This window comes from Micromonospora sp. NPDC002389 (assembly GCF_040296095.1).
Taxonomy (GTDB): domain Bacteria; phylum Actinomycetota; class Actinomycetes; order Mycobacteriales; family Micromonosporaceae; genus Micromonospora.
This window is the reverse complement of record NZ_JBEOWP010000020.1, coordinates 26,646-50,276: the sequence shown is the minus strand read 5'-3', so window position 1 is coordinate 50,276 and position 23,631 is coordinate 26,646. Positions and strand designations below refer to the sequence as shown.

The window sequence follows — 23,631 nt, the reverse complement described above, 5'->3', positions numbered from 1 at the left end:
TCGGAGCGCTCGTACCGGTCGACGCGGGACGTACGCTTGGCGGACCTTGATACCGGGAGGTGTGGGTGCGGACTCGGGCAGTCGTGACGGGTTTCGTGGTCCTCGTGCTGATCGCCGTGATCGGGATCGTCCTCGGTCTGCGGCAGGTCGGTGAGCAGTTGCGGCTGCCGTTCGCCGGTCGGGCGTGCACGGTGCAGGCCGACGGTGAGGTGACGCTGGACTCGCAGCAGATGGCCAACGCGGCGACGATCGCGGCCATCGGCGCTCAGCGCAAGATGCCGGAGCGGGCGGTGGTGGTGGCGCTGGCCACCGCGTACCAGGAGTCCGGACTGCGCAACCTGGCCGGCGGCGACCGCGACTCGGTGGGGTTGTTCCAGCAGCGGCCGAGCCAGGGCTGGGGCACACCGGAGCAGATCAGCGACCCCCGGTACGCGTCCCGGAAGTTCTACGCGGCGCTGAAGAAGGTACGCGGCTGGGAGGACATGCGGGTCACCGACGCCGCCCAGAAGGTGCAGCGCTCCGCCTTCCCGGAGGCGTACGAGAAGTGGGCCGACGAGTCGGAGGTGCTGACCCGGGCGCTGCTCGGCGACGCCACCACGGCGGTCACCTGCACGGTGGGGGGCGACCCGGTGCTGCGCGGCGCGGCGGCGATCGCGAAGCTGGCCGAGGGGCTGGCGCTCGACTGGGGGCTGAGCGACTTCGAGGAGAGTCCCGTCGGGCTGACCACATCCGCTGACGGCGAGCGCGCCGGCTGGCGGTACGCGCACTGGATGGTCTCGCACGCCAAGGAGCACGGGGTGAAGCGGGTCACCTTCGACGGCCGGGAGTGGACCGCCAAGCGCGGCACCTGGAAGCGGCTGCCGGAGCAGGATCGCAGCGACTCGCAGGTCTTCGCCGAGGTCCACGCCGACGTCTGAAAGACCTCGATCTCCTTACCCGCAGTCACCGCGAAAACCGGCTATTCGCCCTTATCGCCCGCAAGGCGCGATTGATAGTGACTCTCCGCATTTGATCCGCCGCCGTCGGTCGCGACGGTGGCGAGAAGGCGCCGGGGCACTCCCCGGGGCGTGTCGACGAGAGTTACGATCGGCGGCCTGTGCCCGAAATTGGTTTCACCTCTTGGGGAGGGGTACGACGTGGCATTCGACTACGGCGACCGGACCGGCTACGAACCGATCAGCGACGTCGATCGCAAGGAGTTCCACGAGCAGGGCTTTCTCCTGCTGCGCAACGTGCTGACCGAGGACCACCGGGCCGCTCTCGAGGCCGCGGTCGACCGGGTGTACGAGGAGGAGAAGGCCAAGGGCAAGACCACCAAGGACGGCACCCTGCACCTGCTCGGCTTCCTCGAGCGCGACGAGCTCTTCGGTGAACTGCTCACCCACCCGATCGCCTTCCCGTACATGTGGGGTCTGGCCGGGTGGAACATCTACTCGCACCACAACCACCTCGACGTCACCCCGCCGGCGCTGGAGCCGGAGAAGCCGTACTGGGGGTGGCACCAGGACGGGTACCGGCAGAACTCCGACCCGGAGACGATGGACCCGAACCTGCCCCGGCCGATGTTCTCGCTGAAGGTCGCCTACGTGCTCTCCGACCTGTCGGAGAACGGTCGCGGCGCGACCAAGGTGATCCCGGGCAGCCACCTGTGGAACTCGCTGCCCCGCCCGGCGGACACCACGGTGCACAACCCGGACCCGGAGGGCACCGTCGAGATCACCGCCAACCCGGGTGACGCGTTCATCTTCGACCGCCGCCAGTGGCACTCGCGGTCGACGAACCTGTCGACGATCACCCGCAAGATGCTCTTCGTGGGCTACACCTACCGGTGGATCCGCCCGCTGGACGAGCTGCACATCGACCAGAACGGCGAGTGGTGGAACAACCGCACGCCGGTGCAGCGCCAGCTCTGCGGTGAGGGCACCCACACCGCGAACTACTGGGGCATCAACTGGGACGGTTACATCGACGACGAGATCCCGCTGCGCAAGGAGCTCAAGGAGCGCGGTCAGCTCAACCGCAACATCCCCTGGCTCCGCTGATCTGATGTAAGGAAGGGTCCCCTGCTAACGCCTGGTGCATAGCAGGGGACCCTTCCTAACATCCAGCCCCACCGCAGCACGTCCGGCGCGCACCGCAGCGCATCCAGCCGCACCGCAGCGCGTTCGGCCGCACCGCAAGCGCGTTCGGCGCGCAGCGGCGTTCGGCGGCGGTCAGCCGGTGGGCGTACGCAGGCGTCGGTGCACCTTGGCGCGGGTCGACTCGGGCAGGTCGTCGGCGTCCAGCAGCCGGGGCAGCAGCGCGGGCTCCAGGCTCAGCGCCCGGAACACCTCACCGATGGTCACCCCGTGCGCCGGCCGGTGCACCACCTCGACCGGGTCGCCGGCACCCACCGTCCCGGCCCGCGGCACCCGCAGGTACGCCCCGGGTGCCGCGCGTACGGTGAACCGCTTGATCAGATCCGGTACGCCCCAGAACCCGGCGAACGTCCGGCAGGGCGTACGCGGCTTGGTCACCTGCAACAGCGCGGACCCGATCGCCCACCGCTCCCCGATCACCGCATCGGTCACGTCCACCCCGAGCGTGCTCAGGTTCTCGCCGAAGCGCCCCGGCGGCACGTCCCGCCCCAACTCCACCGCCCACCACTGCGCGTCCTCCGTGGCGTACGCGTACACCGCCTGGTCGGGACCGCCGTGGTGGGCCCGTTCGCCGATGAAGTCACCGACGACCTCGTCGGCGCGTACCGTCACCCGCTCGGCGGCCGGCCGCTTGTCGATGCCGCTGCGTCCGCTGGCATCACCGGCCCAGGCCGCCTCGGTGACCACCGCGAGGTTCACCGAGATCAGTTTCCCCGTCATACCGGCCAGCCTACGACCGGCTCATCCCTTGACCGCGCCGGCCACCAGGCCGGAGACCATCCGCCGCTGCACCAACAGGAAGAAGATGATCACCGGCAGGGTGAACAGTGTGGAGGCCGCCATCACCGGCCCCCAGGCGGTCTCGTCGCGCCCGAAGAAGAAGGTCATCGCCACCGGCAAGGTGTAGCGGTCCTGCCGGTTGATGAAGGTCAACGCGAAGATCAGCTCGTTCCACGCGACGATGAAGGAGAAGATGCTGGTCGCGACCAGGCCTGGCGCCACCAGCGGGAACAGGATCCGGCGGAAGATCTGCGCCCGGTTGGCGCCGTCGATGGACGCGGCCTCCTCCAGTTCCTTGGGTACGGCGGCGACGAACCCGCGCAGCATCCAGATCGCGAAGGGCAGCGAGAAGCCCAGGTAGGTGAGGATCAGGCTGGGCAGGGTGTTGTAGAGGCCGAGCCGCTGGATCATCAGGAACAGCGGGATGACCAGCGCCTCAAGCGGGATCATCTGCACCACCAGCAGCATGATCAGGAAGCTGGTCCGGAGGGTGAAGCGGAACCGGGCCACGGCGGTGGCGGCGAGCAGGGCCACCAGGCCGCTCAGCAGCACCGTGGTCACCGCGACCAGCAGGCTGTTGAGGAAGAAGTCGGTGTAGCTGACCCCGGGGATCAGGTTCCCGGTGAGGATCTGGCGGTAGTGCGCCAGCGTCGGCTCGGCCGGCAGCGGGCGCGGCGTACTGGCGAAGATCTCACTGCTCGGCTTGAGCGAGGTGGTGATCATCCAGTAGACCGGGAAGGCGGCGAAGAGCGCCACCAGCAGGCCGGCGCCGTTGAGGGCGATCCGCCGGACGGTACGGCTGCGCCGCCCACCGCCTCGCGTCCGCCGACCGCCAGCGGTGGGACGCGCCTCGGCGGGGGTACGCCCGGCGGCGGGTGCCGTGTCGGCCGTCACGCCTCCTCCTCCTGCTTGAGCACCATCCGCACGTACACCCCGGTGACGACCAGCAGGATCAGCGTGAGGATCACCGCGACCGCCGCGCCGAGGCCGTACTTGGGCGGGGGTGAGAACGCCTCGGCGTACGAGTAGACGGAGAGCATGAAGGTCGGTCGGTCCTGGGTGCCCCCGGCGAGCACGTAGTACTGGGTGAAGACCTTGAAGTCCCAGATCGTGGAGAGCACCACCAGGATGCCGAAGACCGGCCGCAGCAACGGCACGGTGACCTGCCAGAACACCCGCCACGGCCCGGCGCCGTCGACCCGGGCCGCCTCGTGCAGCTCGCTCGGCACGCTCTTGAGCCCGGCCAGCACGCTGACCGCGACGAACGGGAAGGAGTGCCAGACCACCACCAACGTGAGGATCGCGAAGAACAGCAGCGGGGAGTTGAACCAGCCGTACCCGGTCCAGTCGGTGCGGCCGAAGAGCGCCTGCGAGAGCCCGTCCGGCAGCGCGTTGAAGGCCCAGGTGACCAGCCCGCTGGTGTCGTTGAAGATCCATTTCCAGACGATGGTGCCGGTCAGCGCGGGGGTGGCCCAGGCGAGCATCACGCAACTGGCCACGAACGCCGCCATCCGTCGGCCCAACCGGTTGAGCAGCAGCCCGACCAGGGTGCCGAGGACCATCGTCAGCGCCACGTTGGCCGCGGCGAACAGCACCGTGTTGCGCAGCACGGTCCAGAAGAACGGGTCACCGAGGATCTGGGCGTAGTTGCCCAGCCCGACCCAGGGCCAGTCCCGGTCGCCGCGCAACTGGCGGACGTTGTCCAACCGGTGGAAGGACATCACCACCACCTGGCCGAGCGGCCAGAGCAGCAGGACGCCGATGATCACCAGGCAGGGCAGCAACAGCAGGTACGGCAGGCGGTCCACTCGGCGGCGCCGCCGCACGGGGGTCTCCCGTGCGGCAGCGGCCTCCGGCGTCTCGGTCAGCGTGGTCACTTGGCGTTGAGGATGCTTTCCATCTCCGCGGCCGCTTCGGCGGTGGCCTGTTCGACCGTCTTCTGACCCTTCATGACCGAGCTGTTCATCGCCTGGGTCACCGTCTTGGTCCGGCTGACCTCGACCCACCTGGGGGTGAGCGGCGTGAGCTTGGTGTTCTGCATCGTGGTCGCGAACGCCGCCATGATCTTGTCATTCGCGTACCGGTCGCCGCCCACCAGGTCGGAGTAGACCGGGAAGAAGCCGAGACTGTCCGCGAACTCCTGGGCGTTCTTCTTGTTCAGTAGGACGGTGAGGTAGTCCCAGGCGAGGTCCTGACGCTGACTGTCCTGCCAGACGGCCAGGTCGGAGCCACCGGCGAAGGCGGGTGCGGGCCGGCCGTCCGGGCTCGGGATGGGGAAGGTGCCCCAGACCTTCTCGATCTCCGGGTTGTCCTTGGCGATCGCGCCCTGCTGCCAGCTCCCGGCGAATGCCATCGCCGCCTTGCCGGTGGCGAACTGGGTCCGCGCGTCGATCTCGTTCCACCCGGCGGCGGCCGGCGGGGCGACCTTGTGCACGGTCACCAGGTCGGTCCAGAACTTCACCGCCTGCTGCGCCTGCGGCGAGGTCAGCCCGGAGGTCCAGGTGTCGCCCTGCTGGGTGGCGATCTCGCCGCCGGCGCCCCAGAGGAACGAATAGAACGGCAGCTCGGAGTTGCCGGGCAGGGCGATGCCGTACGTGCCGGGCTTGACGGCCTGCACCGCCTTGGCCGCCGCCACCAGCTCGTCCCAGGTCTTCGGCGGTTGCACGCCGGCCTCGGCGAACCAGTCGGTGCGGTAGTAGATGCCCCGGACGCCGGCGTACCACGGCACGCCGTACTGCCGTCCGTCGAGCTGGGCGTTGCGCACCAGGTCGGGCAGGATGTCCTTGCCCTCGGCCCAGCCGTTCATCCGGTCGGTCACGTCGGCGAGGGCCTCCTGCGCCGCCCAGCCCTGCGTCTCGGTGTTGCCCAGCTCGGTGATGTCGGGTCCTTCGCCACCGGCGAGCGCGGCCTGGAACTTCTTGGGCGCCTCCAGCCAGGGGACGTACTGCACGACCACGTCGGTGTCGGGGTGCTTGGTCCGGAACTCGGTCTCCACGGCGTCGAGGAACGCGGTCTGCGCCTCGCTGCCCTCGCCCATCATCCAGACCGTCAGTCTGCTGGTGTCTGCCGCGTCGTCACCGGAGCCACCGCAGCCGGCCAGCACCATCGCGGTCGTGGCCACCACGGCGGTGACCGGGACCAGCCGTTTCCACCTGTTCACGCGACTTCCCTCCCGCCTGGCATTAACCTTCTCCGTCGCACCCTAGTACGAAGGATTCCTTTACGACAGTGGGCGGGCCCGACGGTATCGCAGGACGGAGCGGCGAGGAGGGGGTACGCGACTGGCAAACCGGGGCGTACGACGACGAAAGGCGCCCGACCTCGACGGTCGGGCGCCTTTCGAGACTGAGCTGTTACCGCATGACACCCCGGCGGCTGCGGCCCACCCCGGAGACCAGCGCCACCGCGACGGCCGCCAGCAGGACCTGGAGCATGAGCTCCCGCCAGTCGATGCCGGCGGTCTCGGCGAAGCCCGAAGCGCGGGCGATGACCGTACCGAGCAGGGCGGCGCCGACACCGATCACCATGTGCAGCCAGATCGGCATCGGCTGCCGGCCCGGCACCACCAGTCGTCCCAGCGCGCCGATGATCAGACCGACGATCAGCGCGGTGATGATGCCCCAGACGGTGAGCTCCATGGTCGTTCTCCTCTACAAAAGACTTCCCACGGTTTTCGTGGTTATCTGTCGTCGACAGAGCTATTTCCCGACCCCATCGAACCCCAAACCGAATTTCTGCGCCCAGACCGCACGACATCACCCAGAAGTGCGGTTCACGCAGCTCGGGAAGGGCGATCCGCCGGACGAGATCCGGCGCGGACCGCTGCCCTGCTGGACGCTGTCGGCCCGCACCGAGGGCCGACCACAGCGGGCGCGGGTGCCGGTGCAAGGAAGGGTCCCCTACTAACGCCTCGTGTATAGAAAGGGTCCCCTCCTTACCTCCGGGTGCCGGGAAACGCCAGCGGGCGCCCGGCCGTCGGCCGGGCGCCCGCGAAGGCGTATGGGGGTGTTTACCGGTGGGTCACACCACGGCGACGGCCGCCCACCCCGGCCACCACGGCCACGGCGATCGCAGCCAGCGCGACCTGCACCAGCAGCTCGGCCCAGTCGATGCCGGCGGTCACCGTGGCGATGCCGGCGGCCCGGGCGAGAACGGTACCCAGCAGCGCGGCGCCGACACCGATGACCATGTGCAGCCAGATCGGCATGTCCTGCCGGCCCGGGACCACGAGGCGGCCCAGCGCGCCGATGATCAGACCCACGAACAGTGCGGTGATGATGCCCCAGACGGTGAGCTCCATGGTGGCCCTCCTCAGCAGAAGATGTCATTCGGCGGGGTTTTCTGTCGGGCGAGTCAGTTCCCTCGACGCCGAATTCCCAAACCGATCGGAGCACCCCCGGATGACATCCCGGCCATGTCGCCGGTCGATGCCGCCACCATTCGCGCACGTCGCGGCCGGGTGCCGGGCCCACCGGCCCGGCACCGGGCGGCGACTACTTCTTGCCCGTCTGCTTGCCGTCGCCGGAGTCGGACGAGAGCGCCGCGATGAAGGCCTCCTGGGGGACCTCGACCCGGCCCACCATCTTCATCCGCTTCTTGCCCTCCTTCTGCTTCTCCAGCAGCTTGCGCTTACGGCTGATGTCACCGCCGTAGCACTTGGCGAGCACGTCCTTGCGGATCGCCCGGATGGTCTCCCGGGCGATCACCCGGCTGCCGATGGCGGCCTGGATCGGCACCTCGAACTGCTGGCGCGGGATCAGGTTGCGCAGCTTCGCGGCGATCGTGGTCCCGTACGCGTACGCCTTGTCCTTGTGCACGATCGCGCTGAACGCGTCCACCGGCTCGCCGTGCAGCAGGATGTCGACCTTCACCAGGTCGGACGCCTGCTCGTCGGTGGGCTCGTAGTCCAACGAGGCGTAGCCCTTGGTCCGGCTCTTGAGTTGGTCGAAGAAGTCGAAGATGATCTCGGCCAGCGGCAGCGTGTAGCGCAGCTCCACCCGGTCGGCGGAGAGGTACTCCATGCCGAGCAGGCTGCCCCGGCGGCCCTGACACAACTCCATCACCGCACCGACGTAGTCGTTCGGGGTCAGCACGCTGGCCCGCACCGTCGGCTCGTACACCTCGGCGATCTTGCCGGTCGGGTACTCGCTCGGGTTGGTGACGATGATCTCCACGCCGTCCTCCTGGATGGCCCGGTAGACCACGTTCGGCGCGGTCGAGATCAGGTCCAGGTTGAACTCCCGCTCCAACCGCTCCCCGATGATCTCCAGGTGCAGCAGGCCGAGGAAGCCGCAGCGGAACCCGAAGCCCAGCGCGCCGGAGGTCTCCGGCTCGTAGGTCAGCGCGGCGTCGTTGAGCTTGAGCTTGTCCAGCGCGTCCCGCAGCGCCGGGTAGTCCGACCCGTCAATCGGGTACAGGCCGGAGTAGACCATCGGCTTCGGGTCCTTGTATCCGCCGAGCGCCTCGTCCGCCGGCCGGCCGTTGATGGTGACCGTGTCACCGACCCGGGACTGCCGTACGTCCTTCACACCGGTGATCAGGTAGCCGACCTCGCCGACCCCGAGCGCCTCGGACTTCACCATCTCGGGCGAGATGACGCCGATCTCCAGCAGCTCGTGGACGGCACCGGTGGACATCATCTTGATCCGGTCCCGGGCGCTGATCCGGCCGTCCACCACCCGGACGTAGGTGACCACGCCCCGGTACACGTCGTACACCGAGTCGAAGATCATCGCGCGGGCCGGGGCGTCGGCGTCGCCGACCGGTGGGACGAACTGCCGGACGATCTCGTCGAGCAGGTGCGGCACACCCTCACCGGTCTTGCCGGAGACCTTGATGCAGTCCGCCGGGTCGCCACCGATCAGGTGCGCCAACTCCTCGGCGTACTTCTCCGGCTGCGCGGCCGGCAGGTCGATCTTGTTGAGGACCGGGATGATGTGCAGGTCGTTCTCGAGCGCCAGATACAGGTTGGCCAGCGTCTGCGCCTCGATGCCCTGCGCGGCGTCGACCAGCAGGACGGCACCCTCGCAGGCGGCCAGCGAGCGGGACACCTCGTAGGTGAAGTCCACGTGGCCCGGGGTGTCGATCATGTTGAGCACGGCCTGCTCACCGGTCCGCTCGCCCTCGCGGATCGTCCACGGCATGCGCACGGCCTGGCTCTTGATGGTGATGCCGCGTTCGCGCTCGATGTCCATCCGGTCGAGGTACTGCGCGCGCATCTGCCGTGGGTCGACCACACCGGTGAGCTGCAACATCCGGTCGGCCAGGGTCGACTTTCCGTGGTCGATGTGGGCGATGATGCAGAAGTTCCTGATCCGCGCCGGGTCGGTGGCACCAGGAGCGTTCGCGCCGGGATCGAGCGTCGGTGGCACAGCGGTCCGTTCTGGTCGGCTGACGTGAGCGGGCCGGCACCGCCGGCCCCCTCTATGCTCCCACGTCCCCGGCGGACGACCGCCGCGCGGGCGAACCCGGACTCACTCCGGCGGTGGCTCGACGAAGAGGGCGGCCAGCCGGGGCAGCCGCCGCCGGGCCTCGTCGGAGTTGTCGAAGTCCCAGAAGTCGTTCAGGTCCGGCGTCCGCGCCGCCTCACGCACCACCGGCATATCGGACGCGGTCGCCTTGCGGTACGCGTCCCACGGCACAGCGAGCATGTCCTCGCACTCGAACTCCTCGCCGCTGAGCGCGGCCGCCCGGACCTCCGGCAACTCGGCCAGCGAGTCCGGGTCGGCGACCGCGCGGGCGAAGACCTCCCGGCCCCGCGTCATCAGCCAGCCCCGGAAATACTCGAAGCCGTCGTCCGAGGCACCGTAGTTCATCATGTACGCGGCGCCCCACAGGTCGACCCGGTAGGAGGCGGCGAGCACCCGCCGCTGGTGCTCCGCGTACCCGACGATCTCCTCCGGGTCGCGGGCGGCGAGCAGCGCGACGGCGCGGGCGGCGATGGCGTCCGGCTCTCCGCCACCGGCGCGGGCCCGGTCGATCAGCTGCCAGAAGTCCTCGGTCCTCATGACCCGGCAGTCTGGCAGACACGTGGGACAGCGGCGGGACCCGACGAGTCCGGCGCGCGGCGCACGGCGGCGACGCCGTACCGGGCAGCATGGTCGGGGTGAGCAACCCGGCCCCGCCGCCCGTGGCGTACCACGCGACCGCCCAACGCCCGCCCTGGCACACGCTGCCGGAGACGGTCCGCGTCGCGTTGTCGGACCGGCTCGGCGCCCCGGTCGTCGCCGCCGAGACCGCCGGTGCCGGGTTCACCCGGGGCTTCGCCGCGGTGCTGCGCACCGGCGACGGCGACACCGCCTTCGTCAAGGCCGCGTCCCGCGCCGAGCAGCCGCACCTGGTCGACTGGTACGCCCGCGAGGCGGCCATCCTCGCCCGTCTGCCCGCCGGTCTCCCCGCCCCGCGCCTGCGCTGGACGCTGTTCGAGGCCGACTGGTACGCGCTCTGCCTGGAACCGATCCACGGCCGCCTCCCCCGGTTGCCCTGGGACCCGGTCGAACTGGCCAACACCCTCGCCGGGTACGCCGACCTCTCCGCCGCTCTCGCCGAACCGCCGCCTGACCTGGTCGCCCTCGGGCTGCCCCGGCTCGCCGACCTCGCCCGCGACGACATCCTCTGGTGGGGCGAGGTCGCCGCCGGTCGGGAACCCGTGCCGCCGCTGCCCGAACCGCTGCGCGGCCGGGTCGCCGACCTGGCCGCGCTGGAGTCCCGCCTGCCCGAGTACGCCGCCGCCGCGACCGGACTGACCCACGGTGACCTGCGGGCGGACAACGTCCTGATCGACGCGGCGGGCACCGCCTGGTTCTGCGACTGGACCTGGCTCTGCCACGGCCCGGCCTGGTTCGACCTGGCCAACCTGCTGATCACCGGGTACGCCTCCGGCCTCGACGCCGACGCCCTCTTCGCCGCCCACCCGACCGTCGCCGACGCACCCGACGACGCGCTCGACGTGACCCTGGCCGCCCTGGCCGGCTACCACCTCACCGCCGCCGCCTCGGCGCCCCCGACCGCGTCGACCCACCTACCAACACACCAGCGGTGGACCGGCGAACAGGCGCTCGGTTGGCTGGCCCGTCGGCGGGGTTGGTCCTGACCACGCCCGGTGGCACGGCACCTGACCACGAGGGCTGTTTTGGCCCGTGCCGACCGACCTGGTAACCTGGCTTTTCGCGCAGCGATGACGCATGCTCGTCGTCGCGCGCACAAGCTGACCAACCCGAGCTATCAAGACGAGGCTGTCGCGTGGCGAACATCAAGTCCCAGATCAAGCGCAACCGGCAGAACGAAAAGCGCCGGCTGCGTAACAAGTCGGTCAAGTCGTCGCTGAAGACCGCCATCCGCAAGTTCCACGAGGCCGCTGAGGCCGGTGACGTCGAGAAGGCCACCACCCTCATGCAGGACGCCTCGCGCAAGCTGGACAAGGCCGCCAGCAAGGGCGTGATCCACGCCAACCAGGCCGCCAACCGCAAGTCGGCGATCGCCAAGCGCGTCACGTCGCTCGCTGCCTGAGTACAGCGACCTCAGACCTGACGGAAGCCCCGGGGCACTGCCTCGGGGCTTCCGCGCGTCCCCGCCCGACTCGGGCGCAGCTCTCCCCGCCCGGCGCACAGCCCGCAGCCCGTCCCTGTCCGGCCCCGCGTGGACCGGTCTCTGCGCGGGGCGGCTCTCTGCGCGGACGGGTCTCCGGGCGGCTCTCTGCGCGGTGCGGCTCGCTGCGCGGACGGGTCTCCGGGTGGCAGTGGATCAGGAACCGGGTTCGCAGGTGCGGCGGCGACGTCCGGGCGCCTTCGGCGGGTCCGGGGCCGGCGGGCGCGGTGCGGCGGCGTCCGAGCCGACCGCCGTCGATCGCGCCGTCGTCGACCCGGTTGTCGTCGATCCCACAGTCGTTCCGGCCGGGCCGGTACCGGCCGACGTGGCGTCCGTGCTGCCGGGGCGGGCCGGTCGGAGGGTGGGTGCGGTCGGGCCGGGCGGACGCGTCGGTGACGACGAATCAAGAGCGGGCAGCGGCTCCGACCGGAGCACGACGCCGGGCACGGTGTGCGGCAGCCAGTCGACCCGGGCCCGCCCGACCACGGGTTCCATCTGCTTCCGGAACCGATCGCGTTCCTGCTCGGGCACGGCTGCTGCGGAGCGGACCACCACGGCCGCCACCAGGTCGTTGAGCTTGACCATGACGGCCACCGCCGCCGGCAGCACCAGCACCGCCCACCACTTCACCAACTCCGCGAGCACGAGCAGGGCGGCCAACGCGATCGCGCCCTCGAAGAAGAGGAAACAGAGCACCCCGCCCGGGTTGACGACACGCAGCCCGAGCACCCGGGCGTAGAGCGGTCGGTACCGCTCCTCGTCGGCCGGGATCGTGGCCCATGAGCCACGGAGGGCTCCGCTCATCTGGCGCCGCCCTGCTGCCGCGCAGCGGCCACCGAGAAGACCGCCTTCTCCAGCGCGTACGCCCGGTCGTCGGAGCCGCCCTTCACCGCCGCGTTGCACTCGGCCGCCGCCCGCATGGCCTCCACCAGTGCGTCCGGCGTCCAGCCCCGTGCCTGTCGCTGGGCCCGTTCGACCTTCCACGGCGGCATGCCCAGGCTGCTGGCGAGCTGGTACGGGCTGCCCCGACCGGCCGAGGCGACCCGGGCCACGGTGCGGATCCCGTCGGCGAGGGCGTCGGCGATCGGCACCGGGTCCACCCCGACGTGCAGCGCCCAGCGCAACGCCTCCAGGGCGGCGGGCAGGTCACCGACCATGGTGGCGTCGGCGACGGTGAAGCCGCTCACCTCGACCCGGCCCCGGTAGTAGCGGGAGACCGTGTCGGCGTCGACCTTGCCGTCGGTGTCGGCGATGAGCTGCGAGCAGGCTGCCGCGAGTTCCCGCAGGTCGTTGCCGACCGCCGCGATCAGCGCCTCGGCCGCGTCGTCGGTGCAGCGCCCACCGGCCCGGCGGAACTCGTCCCGCACGAAGGCCACCCGATCGCGGTGTCCCTTGAGCTTGGTGGCCGGCAGCACCTGCGCACCGGCCGCCTTCAACCCGTCGGCGAACGCCTTGCCCTTGGCCGCGCCGAGATGCTGGACGACGAGCTGCACCTCGGGGTCGGGATTCTTGGCGTAGGCCAGCAGGGCGGCGGTCAGGTCCTTGCGGGCGTCCTGACCGGACCGCAGCACCAGCACCCGTCGTCCGCCGAACAGCGAGGGGCTCAGCATCTCGTCGATCTCGCCCACGGTGAGCTGCCCCGCCTGGTACTCACGCACGTCCGCACCCGGGTCGGCGGCGCGGGCGGCGGCGACGGTTTCGGTCACCGCACGCGTGGCGAGCAGCTCCTCGTCGCCGAGGACGAGCACAATGGGAGCGGCATTGGCGGCGGTCACGCCGCCCATACTCGCACGCTCTGCGGCGAGGTCCAGTCTGCTCGTCGGTACTCTGCTGGCAGACCCCGCACTCAGCGCAAATCCAGACATATATCCAATTAGCCTTCTTTCTCTATAAGTCGGATTCGCTCATCGGTTTGCCCTGGTCAGGTCCACTCCCCCCGCCACGACGGCCAGCCCGGACGGCCCGACCACCACGGCCACGTCCCCGTCGAGGTCGGTCCGCAGCACCCGCGCCCCACCCCGACTCAACCGGGCCAGGACGGCCTCGTTGGGATGTCCGTAGGTGTTGCCCGCGCCCACCGGCACCAACGCGACCGCCGGTGCGATCGCGTCCAGAAAGGCCGGGTCCTGGTACGCGCTGCCGTGGTGGGCGACCTTCAACACGTCGGCCCGCAGCCCGTACGGCGGCAGGTGTTCCCGCAACGCCTGCTGCTCCTCGGTCTCCGCGTCCCCGGCGAGCAGGATCCGCACCCCGGCCACGGTGGCCCGCAGCACCAGGGAGTTGTTGTTCGGGTCGGACCTGGTCCCCCGCATCGGATAGGGCGGACCGAGGACCACCAGGTCGACCGCGCCCGCCCCATACCGCCACCCGGCCGGGGCGGCCACCACAGGCGTGCCGTGCGCGGCGGCCGTATCGTGCACCAGGTCCCGCCCGATCGCCGGTTCCGGCCACCGGGGCGTGACCACCGTGTCCACCCGACGGTCCCGGAAGACCCCGGCCACTCCCCCGGTGTGGTCCACGTGGAAGTGACTCACCACCAGGAGCGGCACCCGCCGTACGCCGAGCCGTCGCAGACAGGAGTCCGCCGCCGCCGGATCGGGACCGGCGTCGACCACGACGGCGCGCCCCGGCGCCACCGGCAGCAGCACGACGTCGCCTTGACCGACCGCGCAGGCGACCACCACCCACCCCTTGGGCGGCCAGCCGGGTGCCGCCACCCGCACCGGCAGGGTGCCGACCACGACGGCGGCGGTGAGCACCGCCACCAGGCGACGCACCACCGGCCACCGCGCCGCCACCAGCAGGGCCACGGTCAACGCCGCCAGCAACAGCGCTCCGGACACCCCACCCGGCCAGGGCAGGTTGCCGGCCGGGACGCGGGCCCCGTGCCGGGCCACCAGCACCAGCCACCACGCCGGCCAGTGCGCCAGCCAGGCGACGGCCTGGGCACCGGCGGGCCAGACCGGCGAGATCGTCGCCGCCAGCACCCCGAGCACCGTGGCCGGAGCGATCGCGGGCACGACCAGCAGGTTCGCCGGGACCGCGACCAGACTGACCGTGCCCGACAGACCGGCGATCACCGGGGAGCAGGCCAACTGCGCGGCGGCCGGCACCGCCAGCGCCTCCGCCGCCCCCGCCGGTACGCCCCGTCGGCGCAACCCGTCGCGCCACCGTGGCGCGAGCAGCAGCAGACCACCGGTGGCCAGGACCGACAGCGCGAACCCGGCGTCCCCGGCCAGGTCCGGGTCGACGAGCACCAGCACCGCCACCCCGGCGGCCAGGGCCGGCACCGCCGCCCGGGGCCGGCCGGTGGCCAGCGCGGCGAGTCCGATCGCGCCCATGGTCGCCGCACGCACCACGCTCGGCGAGGGCCGGACCAGGATGACGAAGCCCACCAGGGCGAGCCCGCAGAGCACGACGGCCAGCGTCGGCCCGGCCCGGGCCCAGCGGGCCGCCAACAGCACCGCCCCCACCACGATCGCGACGTTGGAACCGGAGACCGCGTTGAGATGTGTCATGCCGGTGGCCCGGAAGTCCTCCTCCACTGTGTCGGGCAGTTCGCTGGTGTCGCCGACGACCAGACCGGGCAGCAGGCCGCCCGGGTCGTCGGGCAGTGGCGCGCAGGCGCGTTGCAGACCGGCCCGCAGCAGCCCGGCGGCCCGTTGCAGCACCGACGCCGACCCGAGCCGGACGGGTTCCCCCTCGGCCAGCAGCACTGCGCCGGTCAGGTCACCGCCGCGCGGCTCGGTCAGGCGGCCCTCGGCGGTGATGCGCTGCCCCGGCAGCAACCCGCGCCAGGCGGGGTCGTCGGCGAGCACCAGCACCCGGGCCGGCGCGGTGACCCGTTGCCCCGCCGGGCCGGTGACGGTCACCAGCCGGGCCGACACCAGCAACGTCGGCGGGCGACCGACGATGCCGCCGCGTAGTGCCCGGGGATCGTCCCGGACCGTCAACTCCGCGCTGACCTGCCCGCCGTCGTCGACCAGGGCACGCAACGGGCCGGCGTCCCGCACCACCAGTCGGGCCGAGGTCGCCGCGCCGCCGCAGACGATCCCGATCAACACCGCCACCGCGATCCAGCCGTAGCGACGGGCGACCGCACCCTGCCGCCCGACGAACCCGAGCAGGTGCACCGCGACCAGCACGGCCACGGCCGCCGCCACCACCGCCACCAACAGTGTCCGCGCGGCGGTGAGGTGCAGGCCGGCCAGGGCGGTGAGCCAGGCCGCCACGGACAGTCCGGCCAGCCGGAGATCGGGCACCTTCGCGTCGGCGGTCACACCGTCACCAGGTCCTTCAGCTCCTCGTACCGGGCGTCGCCGATGCCGTTGACCTGGCGCAGGTCGCTGACGGCACGGAAGCCGCCGCGCTGGTCGCGGTGCTCGATGATCCGCTGCGCGAGCACCGGTCCCACGCCGGGCAGCGCATCGAGTTGCGCGAGGGTGGCGGTGTTCAGGTTCACCCGTCCGCCGGGTTCGGCACCGGGCACGGCGGCACCGGGGGCGGCGGCACCGGGAGCCGGGGCGGCGGGCGTGGGCGCTGGTACGCCGACCACGATCAACTCGCCGTCGGTCACCTTGCGGGCCGGATTCAGCATCGCCACGTCCACCCCGGGCAGCGCCCCACCGGCCGCCTCGACGGCGTCGGCCACCCGTGCCCCGGCCGGAAGCCGCACCAGACCCGGCCGACGCACCTTGCCCGCCACGGCGACGACCACCTCACCCGCGGGTACGGCCGACGGGTCGCTCATCGACTCGCCATCGGCCGGGCCGGACGGGTCTTCGACGTCGGCGGCACCGCTGGGACCGGTGACGGTGACGACCGGCTCGACCTGCGGACGGGACCGCCACGCCCAGACGGCGGCGACGACCACGACCAGGACGGCGACGACGGCGAGCACCCGGACCCCGCGCCGCCCGGGGTCGAACGCCCCGGGACCCGGCAGCCGGGACGGCGCAGGCGTCGCCTCGACGTCCGCCTGATCCTCAGCGCTGGACCGGCCGGTTCGCTCCGAAGCAGGGTACGGATCGGCGACCACGGCGGCGGTAGGTGTCAACGAGGTCGGCGGACCGGTGGCGTAGGTCCCGGTGTCCGACGAGAACTCGGGGCCTGTGGTGGCGTGCACGGGCAGCGCAACGGTCGGCCACTCCATCGGGGTGCGCCGCAGCGACGACGAAGCCAGTGAAAGGTGGTGAGGATTCGGCCGGTGACGTCCGGGGGCATGAGGCCAACCTCTGGGCCTGCCGATGACGGTCGACCGGCGGGCATGTCGCTAGCGCGCGCCGCCGTGCCGGGCATCAGCCGCCACAGGCGGTCCCGGACCACCGTCTCCTCGTCGTCTTTGGGCACGGCGCGAGGCTAGGACGGCGAGCCCGACGCGTGCCGCCGTCAATCGCCCCGGCTGTGGATAACCGGTCGCCTGTGGACAACGACCTGATCACGCATCGTTCGTGCTATGGCCGGACCCGCCGAACCGAGGCTGCCTTCGCACGGTCCTGCCATCCACTTCGATCGGCCGATTGATCCACCGCACGAACCGGCCGTGCAGCCCGGCGATGCCGTCTCCTCATCGGGCGCACGAAGAAGCCCTCCAGCCGCGCCGGAGGGCTCTTTGGCGTTGGTCACGCTCGATCCCGGATCGAGTGGTCATCGTCGCGCTCGGATGCCACTCGATCCCGGATCGAGCATGATCTTGTGCTCGGGAGGACGTGCACGGTTCATCGGTGGAGAGCGACCGGCAACAGGGCGGTGCTGGCGAGGCAGGCGCTGCCGTGACCGGCCCGGGTCAGCGGGATTCCGGATCGAGACCGAGGGCCGCGCGTCCGCCGTCGACCGGCAGGGTGACGCCGGTGACGAAGCCGGCCGCCGGGGAGAGCAGGAACGCCACCACCTCGGCGACGTCCTGCGGGCGGCCGATCCGGCCCACCGGGTGCAGGCGGTGTAGTTCCGCCTCGACCCGTCCCGCCTGCTCCGCCGTCTGCGCCGCCAGGAACGCCTCGTGCCGCTCGGTGGTCACCGAGCCGAGGGCGACCGTGTTCGCCCGGATGCCACGTGGGCCGTACTCGACCGCGAGCGCGCGGGTCAGCCCCTCGATGGCGGCTTTCGCGGTGGCGTACGGCAGGCAGCCGGGCACCGGTCGAGCGGCCTGGTGGGAGGAGACGTTCACGATCGCGCCGTCGGTGCCGGCGGCCAGGAATCGGCGTACTGCGGTGGCCGCGCCGACCACGGCGGGGCGCAGGTTGCGGGTGATCAGGTCGACCACCTCGCCGACCGGGGCGTCGTGCACCGACGCGTCCCGGAACACCGCCGCGTTGTTCACCCAGCCGGTGAGCGGCCCGGCTCGTTCGGCCAGGTCGGCGGCGCGCCCGGCGACGCCCTCGTCGGCCGCGTCACCCACCACCGCCGTCAGCCGCCCGTTCGCCGCATGATGCTCCACCCAGGACACCGCGTCGCCATCACGCTCGACGATCACGACCGCCTCACCCGCAGCGAGCAGCCGCTCCACGATCCCCCGCCCGACCCCGCGCCCACCGCCGGTCACCACACAGGACATCCGCCCCTCCTCCCACCCCCGCCCATCTTCCCGCACCCCCGCACCCACCCCGTCGATCATGGAGTTGCGGCACCTCCATACCCGGCCAAACCATCACCGATCGCCGACCACGGCTCCATGATCGGCGAACGCAGCCGGGCGGAGGGCAAGCGCGTCACCAGGGCGAGCGCAGCGGGCGGGCGGAGGCGAGCGCAGCCGGGTGGAGGGCGAGCCAGTCGGGCGGAGGCGCGCGTCACGCGGGCGGAGGCGCGCGCGACCCAGAAGGACGAGCACCCACGGCGCGCGCAGACCCAGGGGCGTCAGGGGTGGCGGTGGGTGACGACGCAGGCCAGGCCGGGGCCGGCGTGGGCGGCGACGGCGGCACCGGCCTCGGAGACGTACGTGTCGTGCAGGCGCGCGCCCAGCCGGTCCGTGAGCGCGCTCAGCAGCGTCTCGGCGCGCTGGGGTGCGGCCAGGTGGTGTACGGCCAGGTCGACCTCGGCGTCTCCGGCCGCCTCGACGGCCAGGTCCACCAGGCGGGCCAGACCACGGCTGGCCGTGCGTACCTTGTCGCACAACACGATGCCGCCGTCCGGCATGTAGAGGATCGGTTTGACCGAGAGTGCCGTGCCGAGCAGCGCCTCGGCCGCGTTGATCCGGCCGCCCCGGCGCAGGAATTCCAGCGTGTCGACGTAGAAGTAGATGGTGGTGCGGTCGATCGCGGCGACGGCCTCGGCGCGTACGGCGGCCAGGTCGGCATCGCGGTGGGCGGCCCGGGCGGCGGCGATCACCGGGAAGCCGAGGCCCATGCCGCAGGAGCGGCTGTCGACCACCGTCACCCGGTCACCGAAGTCTGCGGCGGCCAGCTCGGCAGCCTCCACGGTGCCGGAGAGTCCCGCCGACAGGTGCACCGACACGACGCCGTCCGCACCGGCGTCCAGCAGCCGCCGGTACGTCCGGACGAACTGTTCCGGGGAGGGGCGGGACGTACTCACCGAGACCCGTCGGGCGCTCAGCGCACGGGTGGCGTCCGCCGGGGAGGTCTGTACCCCTTCCAGTCCCTCGACGCCGTTGAGCACCACGGTCAGCGGCACCACGGTGAGCTGGTGCGCGGGCACCAGCTCGGGCGGCAGGTAGGCGGTGGAGTCGGTCACGACCGCGACGGGCATGCCCGGCACGGTAGCCGATCGGTGGGGTGCGGCGTCAGACCGCTTCGGCGGAGCCCTGCCGGACGGGTGCGGTGCCGCCGGGTGCGGGTGGTGGCACGCTGACCGGGCCGACGTTGTGCGCCCGCATCTGCCACCCCCGGTCGGCGTCGTGCCGCAGCTCGGTCCAGTGGCAGTTGCGCAGTGAGCCGACGGCGCGCAGCACGCTGGATTCCCAGCCGAGTAGCTGACCGCAGCCCTGGCGGGCGGCACCGCCGTGGGTGGCCACGACGACGGTGCGGCCGGCGAGTTCGTCGGCGAGCTCCTGCAGGGCGGTGCCCATCCGCTTGCCCAACTCGGCCAGCGGCTCGATCTCCGCGCCCGGGTCCGGGTCACCGGCCCGCCAGCGGGTGAACACCACCGGGAACCGTATCGCCGCCTCGGTGAGCAGGAGCCCCTGCCAACGGCCGAAGTGGCGTTCGCGCAGCCGGGCGTCGGAGCGTACCGGCAGACCGGTCAGCGCGGACAGCGCACCGGCGGTGTCCGCCGCGCGGCTCAGGTCGCTGGCGACGATGGCGTCCGGTCGCAGCGCAGCCAGCAGCGGCGCGGCCTGGCGTGCCTGCTCGCGGCCGAGGTCGTTGAGGGGTACGTCGGTCTGCCCCTGCACCCGGCCGGCGGCGTTCCAGTCGGTGTTGCCGTGCCGCCAGATGACCAGCCGGGTCACTCGCCGGATCCGCTGGAGGCCTCGGCGCTGGCCAGGTCCCGGTCGACGAACGGGATGGTGGGGCAGTCCTTCCAGAGCCGGTCGAGGGCGTAGAACTCGCGCTCCTCGGTGTGCTGCACGTGGACCACGATGTCGACGTAGTCGAGCAGCACCCACCGGCCGCCGCGCTCGCCCTCGCGCCGGACCGGCTTGGCCTTCTCGGGCAGGTCGAGCAGCGCTTCCTCGATGGCGTCGACGATGGCGAGCACCTGGCGCTCGTTCGGGGCCGCGGCGAGCAGGAACGCGTCGGTGATGGCGAGCTGGTCGCCCACGTCGATGATGACGATGTCCTGAGCCTTCTTGTCGGCCGCGGCCTGGGCGGCGGCCATCGCCAGCTCGTGAGCGCGTTCCGAAACTGTCACCGTTCTCCCTCGATCACCCGTGCGATGCTTCCAAGCCTCTCACACCCGGCGGATTCCCGACTTGGCGGTTTCACGCAGTAGTCGGGATGAAACCGGCTAATCATCCTGGTAGAGCCGCCGTTTCGCGATGTATTGCACCACACCGTCCGGCACCAGATACCAGACCGGCACTCCTCGGGAGACCCGTGCCCGACAGTCGGTCGACGAGATGGCCATCGCCGGCACCTGCACCAGGCTGACCGTGTCGGCGGGCACGTGGGCGTCGGTGAGTTCGAAGCCCGGTCGGGTCACCCCGATGAAGTGGGCCAGCTCGAAGATCTCGTCCAGATCCTTCCAGCTCAGGATGCGTTCCAGCGCGTCCGCGCCGGTGATGAAGAACAGTTGCGCCTTCGGACCGTACTCGGCGCGCAGGTCACGCAGCGTGTCGACGGTGTAGGTGGGACCGCCCCGGTCGATGTCGACCCGACTGACCTGGAAGCGGGGGTTCGACGCGGTCGCGATCACCGTCATCAGGTAGCGGTCCTCGGCCGGACTGACCGGGACGTCCGCCTTCTGCCAGGGCCGCCCGGTGGGCACGAACACCACCTCGTCCAGCCCGAACCGGTCCGCCACCTCGCTCGCCGCGACGAGGTGGCCGTGATGGATCGGGTCGAACGTGCCGCCCATGATCCCGACCCGCCGGATGTCTTCCTGCACACCATGATCCTATGCCGAATCCGGTTCACGCCGGGCCGGGCCGTGACCCACGGCACCGCCCCGGCGACACCAGGTCAGGCGGTCATCGCCGCCACCGCCGTTCGCGCCAGGAGCGCCCGCCGCAGGTCGTCGTCGGCGTCGGTGACCACCCGGCGCAGCCCCGGCGTGAGGTCGTCGCGGGCCAGCAGGGCCGCGGCCGCCTCCCGGGTCGATCGCGCCACCGCATACCGGGGGAACGCCAGCTTGGCCACCCCGTCAGCCACCCAGGGCGTACGCAGCCGCGCGGCGGCCGGCATGTCGTCGAAGTACCGGGTCACGTAGTCGGCGGTCAGTTCCGCCTGCTCGGGACGCCAGAAACCGGCGGCCGTCGCCTCGACCAGCCGGTTGGACAGCTCCGTGTTCGACACGATGATCTCCCACGCGGCCTGTTTGGCGGCCGGGTCGGGCAGGGCGGCCCGACAGGTGGCAGCCCGCTCCGCACCGGCGGCGCTCGGGTCGGCGGCCGTCTCGGCGGCGATCTCGGGCTCACCGGCGGCGCCGAGCACCACCAGCCGGGCCAGGACGGACCAGCGCAGCTCGGTGTCGACGGCCAGCCCGTCCGGCACGCCCCGACCGGCGAGCCAGCCACCCAGCAGGTCGGCGTCGGTGGTCACGGCGATCAGGCCCCGCGCGGCGGCCAACTGCAACGACTCCCCCGGCGCGGCACCGTCGAGCAACCGGCGGCAGGCGTCGGCGATCCGGTCCAGGGCCGCCCGCCGGGCCGCCGGGTCGAGATAGCGGTCGACCAGCGACCGGCTCAGCGCCAGCACGTCCTCGGTGATGATCACCTCGGTCTCGGTGGGCAGCGCCGCCCCGATCAGGTCGACCACCGCCTGCACCGGCCGTTCCCCGTCGGTGGCGGCGTCCAGCGCCTCGCCCCAGAGCAGCGCCCGGGCCAGCGGGTCGGCCAGCTTGGGCAGCAGCAGCGACACGGCGTCGGCCGAGGCCGGGTCCAGGCGGATCTTGGCGAACGTCAGGTCGCCGTCGTTGGGCAGCAGGACCGCCGCCGCCGGTTCACCCACCAACCCGGTGAGCAGCGTACGCCCGTCGTCGGACTTCGGGTCGAGGTCGATCTCCTGCCGCTCGGCGGTGCCGTCGACGGCGTACCGGCCGACGCCGATGCGGTGCGGGCGCAGCACCGGGTGCGACGGCGGGGCGGTCTGCACCACGGCCGCCTCGGCGTACCGGCCGTCGGCGTCCAGTCGCACCTCGGAGCGCAGCGTGTTCACCTGCGCGGTACGCAGCCACGACTGCGCCCAGTCGGTGAGGTCCCGGCCACTGGCGGCACTCAGGCTGTCGAGCAGGTCGGCCAGGGTGGCGTTGCCGAACCGGTGCCGGGCGAAGTGGTCGTTCAGACCGGCCAGGAACGCCTCGTCACCGAGCCAGGCGACCAGTTGCCGCAACACGCTGGCGCCCTTGGCGTACGAAATGCCGTCGAAGTTGAGCAGCCCCTCGGCGGCGTCGGCCACCCGCTCGGGGGCGACGGGGTGGGTGGAGGGGCGCTGGTCGGCGGCGTACCCCCAGGCCTTGCGTTGCAGCGCGAACGTCGTCCACGCCTGGTCGAATCGCGTCGCCTCGGCGGTGACCCGGGTGCCCAGGTACTCGGCGAACGACTCGTTCAGCCACAGGTCGTCCCACCAGCGCATGGTGACGAGATCGCCGAACCACATGTGCGCCATCTCGTGGGCGATCGTGGTGGCGCGCAGCTCGCGCTCGGAGTCGGTGACCGCCGAGCGGAACACGTAGTCGTCGCGGAAGGTCACCAGGCCCGGGTTCTCCATCGCCCCGGCGTTGAACTCCGGCACGAACGCCTGGTCGTACTTGCCGAACGGGTACCGCTCGGTGAAGAGCTGGTGGAACCGGTCCAGGCACTGCTTCGTGATCGTGAAGATCTCGTCGGCATCGGCGTCGAGGTGCTCGGCCAGCGACCGACGGCAGTACACCCCGAGCGGGATGCCGTCGTGGCTGTCCCGGCGGACGTGCCAGGGACCGGCGATCAGCGTGAAGAAGTACGTGGCGATGGGCAGGGTGGGGGCGAACTCCCAGCGCCCGGGTGCCGGGTTGGCGGCCAGTGCGCCGTTGGCCGCGACCGTCCAGTGCTCCGGTGCGGTGACCGTGAGCGTGACCGGCGCCTTCAGGTCGGGCTGGTCGAAGGCGGCGAAGATGCGTTGCACGTCGTCCAGGAAGGACATCGCGTACAGGTAGGTCTCGCCGTCGGCCGGGTCGACGAACCGGTGCAGCCCCTCACCGGTGTTCGTGTACGCCATCTCCGCCTCGACGGTCAGCGTGTTCTCCTCGGCCAGCCCGGTCAGCACGAGCCGGTTGTCGTCCAACGCGGCCGGATCGAGATCACGGTCGTTGAGGCGTACCGCCAGCAGGCTCGCGGGCTTCACCTCGACGAAGGTCTCCCCGCCGGTGGCCCGGAACCGGACCGTGACCAGCGAGCGGAACCGCTCGTCGCCACCGGTGAGGTCGAGGTCCACGTGGTAGGAAACGACGGAGATCGACGCGCCACGCGCGGTCGACTCTGCACGGCTCAGGCTCGGCATCCGCTTATCCTGCCCGATGAGGCATCGAACGAGCTTCCCCA

The 23,631-nt window shown here is 71.7% G+C and carries 21 protein-coding genes and 1 pseudogene; 4 read left to right on the top strand and 18 right to left on the bottom strand.

Annotated features, from left to right (window positions below):
* The first annotated feature begins 59 nt into the window (after positions 1-59).
* Together ABT008_RS27475 and ABT008_RS27470 are read left to right on the top strand one after the other, a co-directional pair.
* Positions 60-917, top strand: a complete 858-nt coding sequence (locus ABT008_RS27475; RefSeq protein ID WP_350699759.1) for a VldE C-terminal domain-containing protein — start codon at positions 60-62, stop codon at positions 915-917.
* Positions 918-1,136: 219 nt separating this feature from the next.
* Positions 1,137-2,042: a phytanoyl-CoA dioxygenase family protein gene (locus ABT008_RS27470; protein ID WP_350699757.1), complete on the top strand. Its 906-nt coding sequence runs from the start codon at positions 1,137-1,139 to the stop codon at positions 2,040-2,042.
* 171 nt (positions 2,043-2,213) lie between these two features.
* Here ABT008_RS27470 and ABT008_RS27465 read toward each other — a convergent pair whose 3' ends face one another.
* The 8 genes from ABT008_RS27465 to ABT008_RS27430 all read right to left on the bottom strand — a co-directional run bounded on the left by ABT008_RS27465 (position 2,214) and on the right by ABT008_RS27430 (position 9,925).
* Positions 2,214-2,858 (bottom strand): MOSC domain-containing protein, encoded by a 645-nt coding sequence (locus ABT008_RS27465; protein WP_350699755.1) that lies wholly within the window; start codon positions 2,856-2,858, stop codon positions 2,214-2,216.
* A 21-nt stretch (positions 2,859-2,879) separates the two neighbouring features.
* Positions 2,880-3,701 (bottom strand): carbohydrate ABC transporter permease, encoded by an 822-nt coding sequence (locus ABT008_RS27460; RefSeq protein ID WP_350699824.1) that lies wholly within the window; start codon positions 3,699-3,701, stop codon positions 2,880-2,882.
* 107 nt (positions 3,702-3,808) lie between these two features.
* On the bottom strand, positions 3,809-4,795 hold the full coding sequence (locus ABT008_RS27455) for a carbohydrate ABC transporter permease (RefSeq protein ID WP_350699753.1): 987 nt from the start codon (positions 4,793-4,795) through the stop codon (positions 3,809-3,811).
* Entirely contained in the window at positions 4,792-6,078 is a 1,287-nt protein-coding gene (locus ABT008_RS27450) for a sugar ABC transporter substrate-binding protein (protein ID WP_350699751.1), read from the bottom strand. Before ABT008_RS27450 ends, ABT008_RS27455 begins: the two co-directional genes overlap by 4 nt.
* Positions 6,079-6,271: 193 nt before the next feature.
* A complete protein-coding gene (locus ABT008_RS27445; RefSeq protein ID WP_350699749.1) occupies positions 6,272-6,556 on the bottom strand; it encodes a GlsB/YeaQ/YmgE family stress response membrane protein in 285 nt (94 codons plus the stop codon).
* A 371-nt stretch (positions 6,557-6,927) separates the two neighbouring features.
* Positions 6,928-7,218 (bottom strand): GlsB/YeaQ/YmgE family stress response membrane protein, encoded by a 291-nt coding sequence (locus ABT008_RS27440; protein WP_350699747.1) that lies wholly within the window; start codon positions 7,216-7,218, stop codon positions 6,928-6,930.
* A gap of 193 nt (positions 7,219-7,411) precedes the next feature.
* Positions 7,412-9,289, bottom strand: a complete 1,878-nt coding sequence (gene lepA / locus ABT008_RS27435; protein WP_350699746.1) for a translation elongation factor 4 — start codon at positions 9,287-9,289, stop codon at positions 7,412-7,414.
* A gap of 102 nt (positions 9,290-9,391) precedes the next feature.
* Positions 9,392-9,925, bottom strand: a complete 534-nt coding sequence (locus ABT008_RS27430) for a DUF4240 domain-containing protein (protein WP_350699744.1) — start codon at positions 9,923-9,925, stop codon at positions 9,392-9,394.
* A gap of 89 nt (positions 9,926-10,014) precedes the next feature.
* On the opposite strand from ABT008_RS27430, the gene ABT008_RS27425 reads away from it, so the two are divergent.
* A complete protein-coding gene (locus ABT008_RS27425) occupies positions 10,015-11,010 on the top strand; it encodes a phosphotransferase family protein (RefSeq protein WP_350699742.1) in 996 nt (331 codons plus the stop codon).
* 149 nt (positions 11,011-11,159) lie between these two features.
* Positions 11,160-11,426 (top strand): 30S ribosomal protein S20, encoded by a 267-nt coding sequence (rpsT, locus tag ABT008_RS27420; protein ID WP_117229515.1) that lies wholly within the window; start codon positions 11,160-11,162, stop codon positions 11,424-11,426.
* A gap of 417 nt (positions 11,427-11,843) precedes the next feature.
* Here rpsT and ABT008_RS27415 read toward each other — a convergent pair.
* The 10 genes and pseudogenes from ABT008_RS27415 to pepN form a co-directional block, all read right to left on the bottom strand.
* Positions 11,844-12,308: pseudogene (locus ABT008_RS27415) on the bottom strand (hypothetical protein); the annotation flags it as partial.
* Positions 12,305-13,288, bottom strand: coding sequence for a DNA polymerase III subunit delta (gene holA, locus ABT008_RS27410; RefSeq protein WP_350699740.1), 984 nt, complete (start codon positions 13,286-13,288; stop codon positions 12,305-12,307). The pseudogene ABT008_RS27415 and the gene holA, both read right to left, overlap by 4 nt.
* A gap of 120 nt (positions 13,289-13,408) precedes the next feature.
* Positions 13,409-15,784 (bottom strand): ComEC/Rec2 family competence protein, encoded by a 2,376-nt coding sequence (locus ABT008_RS27405; protein ID WP_350699738.1) that lies wholly within the window; start codon positions 15,782-15,784, stop codon positions 13,409-13,411.
* Positions 15,781-16,629 (bottom strand): ComEA family DNA-binding protein, encoded by an 849-nt coding sequence (locus ABT008_RS27400; protein ID WP_350699737.1) that lies wholly within the window; start codon positions 16,627-16,629, stop codon positions 15,781-15,783. The genes ABT008_RS27405 and ABT008_RS27400 overlap by 4 nt, the downstream gene beginning before the upstream one ends.
* A 660-nt stretch (positions 16,630-17,289) precedes the next feature.
* Positions 17,290-18,057, bottom strand: coding sequence for an SDR family NAD(P)-dependent oxidoreductase (locus ABT008_RS27395; RefSeq protein WP_350699735.1), 768 nt, complete (start codon positions 18,055-18,057; stop codon positions 17,290-17,292).
* A gap of 299 nt (positions 18,058-18,356) precedes the next feature.
* A complete protein-coding gene (locus ABT008_RS27390) occupies positions 18,357-19,205 on the bottom strand; it encodes a DegV family protein (RefSeq protein ID WP_350699733.1) in 849 nt (282 codons plus the stop codon).
* A 34-nt stretch (positions 19,206-19,239) separates the two neighbouring features.
* Positions 19,240-19,905: a histidine phosphatase family protein gene (locus ABT008_RS27385; protein ID WP_350699731.1), complete on the bottom strand. Its 666-nt coding sequence runs from the start codon at positions 19,903-19,905 to the stop codon at positions 19,240-19,242.
* On the bottom strand, positions 19,902-20,306 hold the full coding sequence (gene rsfS / locus ABT008_RS27380; protein ID WP_350699729.1) for a ribosome silencing factor: 405 nt from the start codon (positions 20,304-20,306) through the stop codon (positions 19,902-19,904). Before rsfS ends, ABT008_RS27385 begins: the two co-directional genes overlap by 4 nt.
* 96 nt (positions 20,307-20,402) lie before the next feature.
* Positions 20,403-21,002 carry a nicotinate-nucleotide adenylyltransferase gene (nadD, locus tag ABT008_RS27375; protein WP_350699727.1) on the bottom strand — a complete coding sequence of 200 codons (600 nt, stop codon included), beginning with the start codon at positions 21,000-21,002 and terminating at the stop codon, positions 20,403-20,405.
* Positions 21,003-21,076: 74 nt separating this feature from the next.
* Positions 21,077-23,590 carry an aminopeptidase N gene (gene pepN, locus ABT008_RS27370; protein WP_350699725.1) on the bottom strand — a complete coding sequence of 838 codons (2,514 nt, stop codon included), beginning with the start codon at positions 23,588-23,590 and terminating at the stop codon, positions 21,077-21,079.
* Between the last annotated feature and the right edge of the window lie 41 nt (positions 23,591-23,631).

What these genes read in the sequence shown, in the direction of transcription:
- ABT008_RS27465 (WP_350699755.1), bottom strand. Translation starts at nt 2,858, where the DNA reads ATGACGGGGAAACTGATCTCGGTGAACCTCGCGGTGGTCACCGAGGCG.
- ABT008_RS27445 (WP_350699749.1), bottom strand. Translation starts at nt 6,556, where the DNA reads ATGGAGCTCACCGTCTGGGGCATCATCACCGCGCTGATCGTCGGTCTG.
- ABT008_RS27440 (WP_350699747.1), bottom strand. Translation starts at nt 7,218, where the DNA reads ATGGAGCTCACCGTCTGGGGCATCATCACCGCACTGTTCGTGGGTCTG.
- ABT008_RS27430 (WP_350699744.1), bottom strand. Translation starts at nt 9,925, where the DNA reads ATGAGGACCGAGGACTTCTGGCAGCTGATCGACCGGGCCCGCGCCGGT.
- ABT008_RS27425 (WP_350699742.1), top strand. Translation starts at nt 10,015, where the DNA reads ATGGTCGGGGTGAGCAACCCGGCCCCGCCGCCCGTGGCGTACCACGCG.
- holA (WP_350699740.1), bottom strand. Translation starts at nt 13,288, where the DNA reads ATGGGCGGCGTGACCGCCGCCAATGCCGCTCCCATTGTGCTCGTCCTC.
- ABT008_RS27395 (WP_350699735.1), bottom strand. Translation starts at nt 18,057, where the DNA reads ATGTCCTGTGTGGTGACCGGCGGTGGGCGCGGGGTCGGGCGGGGGATC.
- ABT008_RS27390 (WP_350699733.1), bottom strand. Translation starts at nt 19,205, where the DNA reads ATGCCCGTCGCGGTCGTGACCGACTCCACCGCCTACCTGCCGCCCGAG.
- pepN (WP_350699725.1), bottom strand. Translation starts at nt 23,590, where the DNA reads ATGCCGAGCCTGAGCCGTGCAGAGTCGACCGCGCGTGGCGCGTCGATC.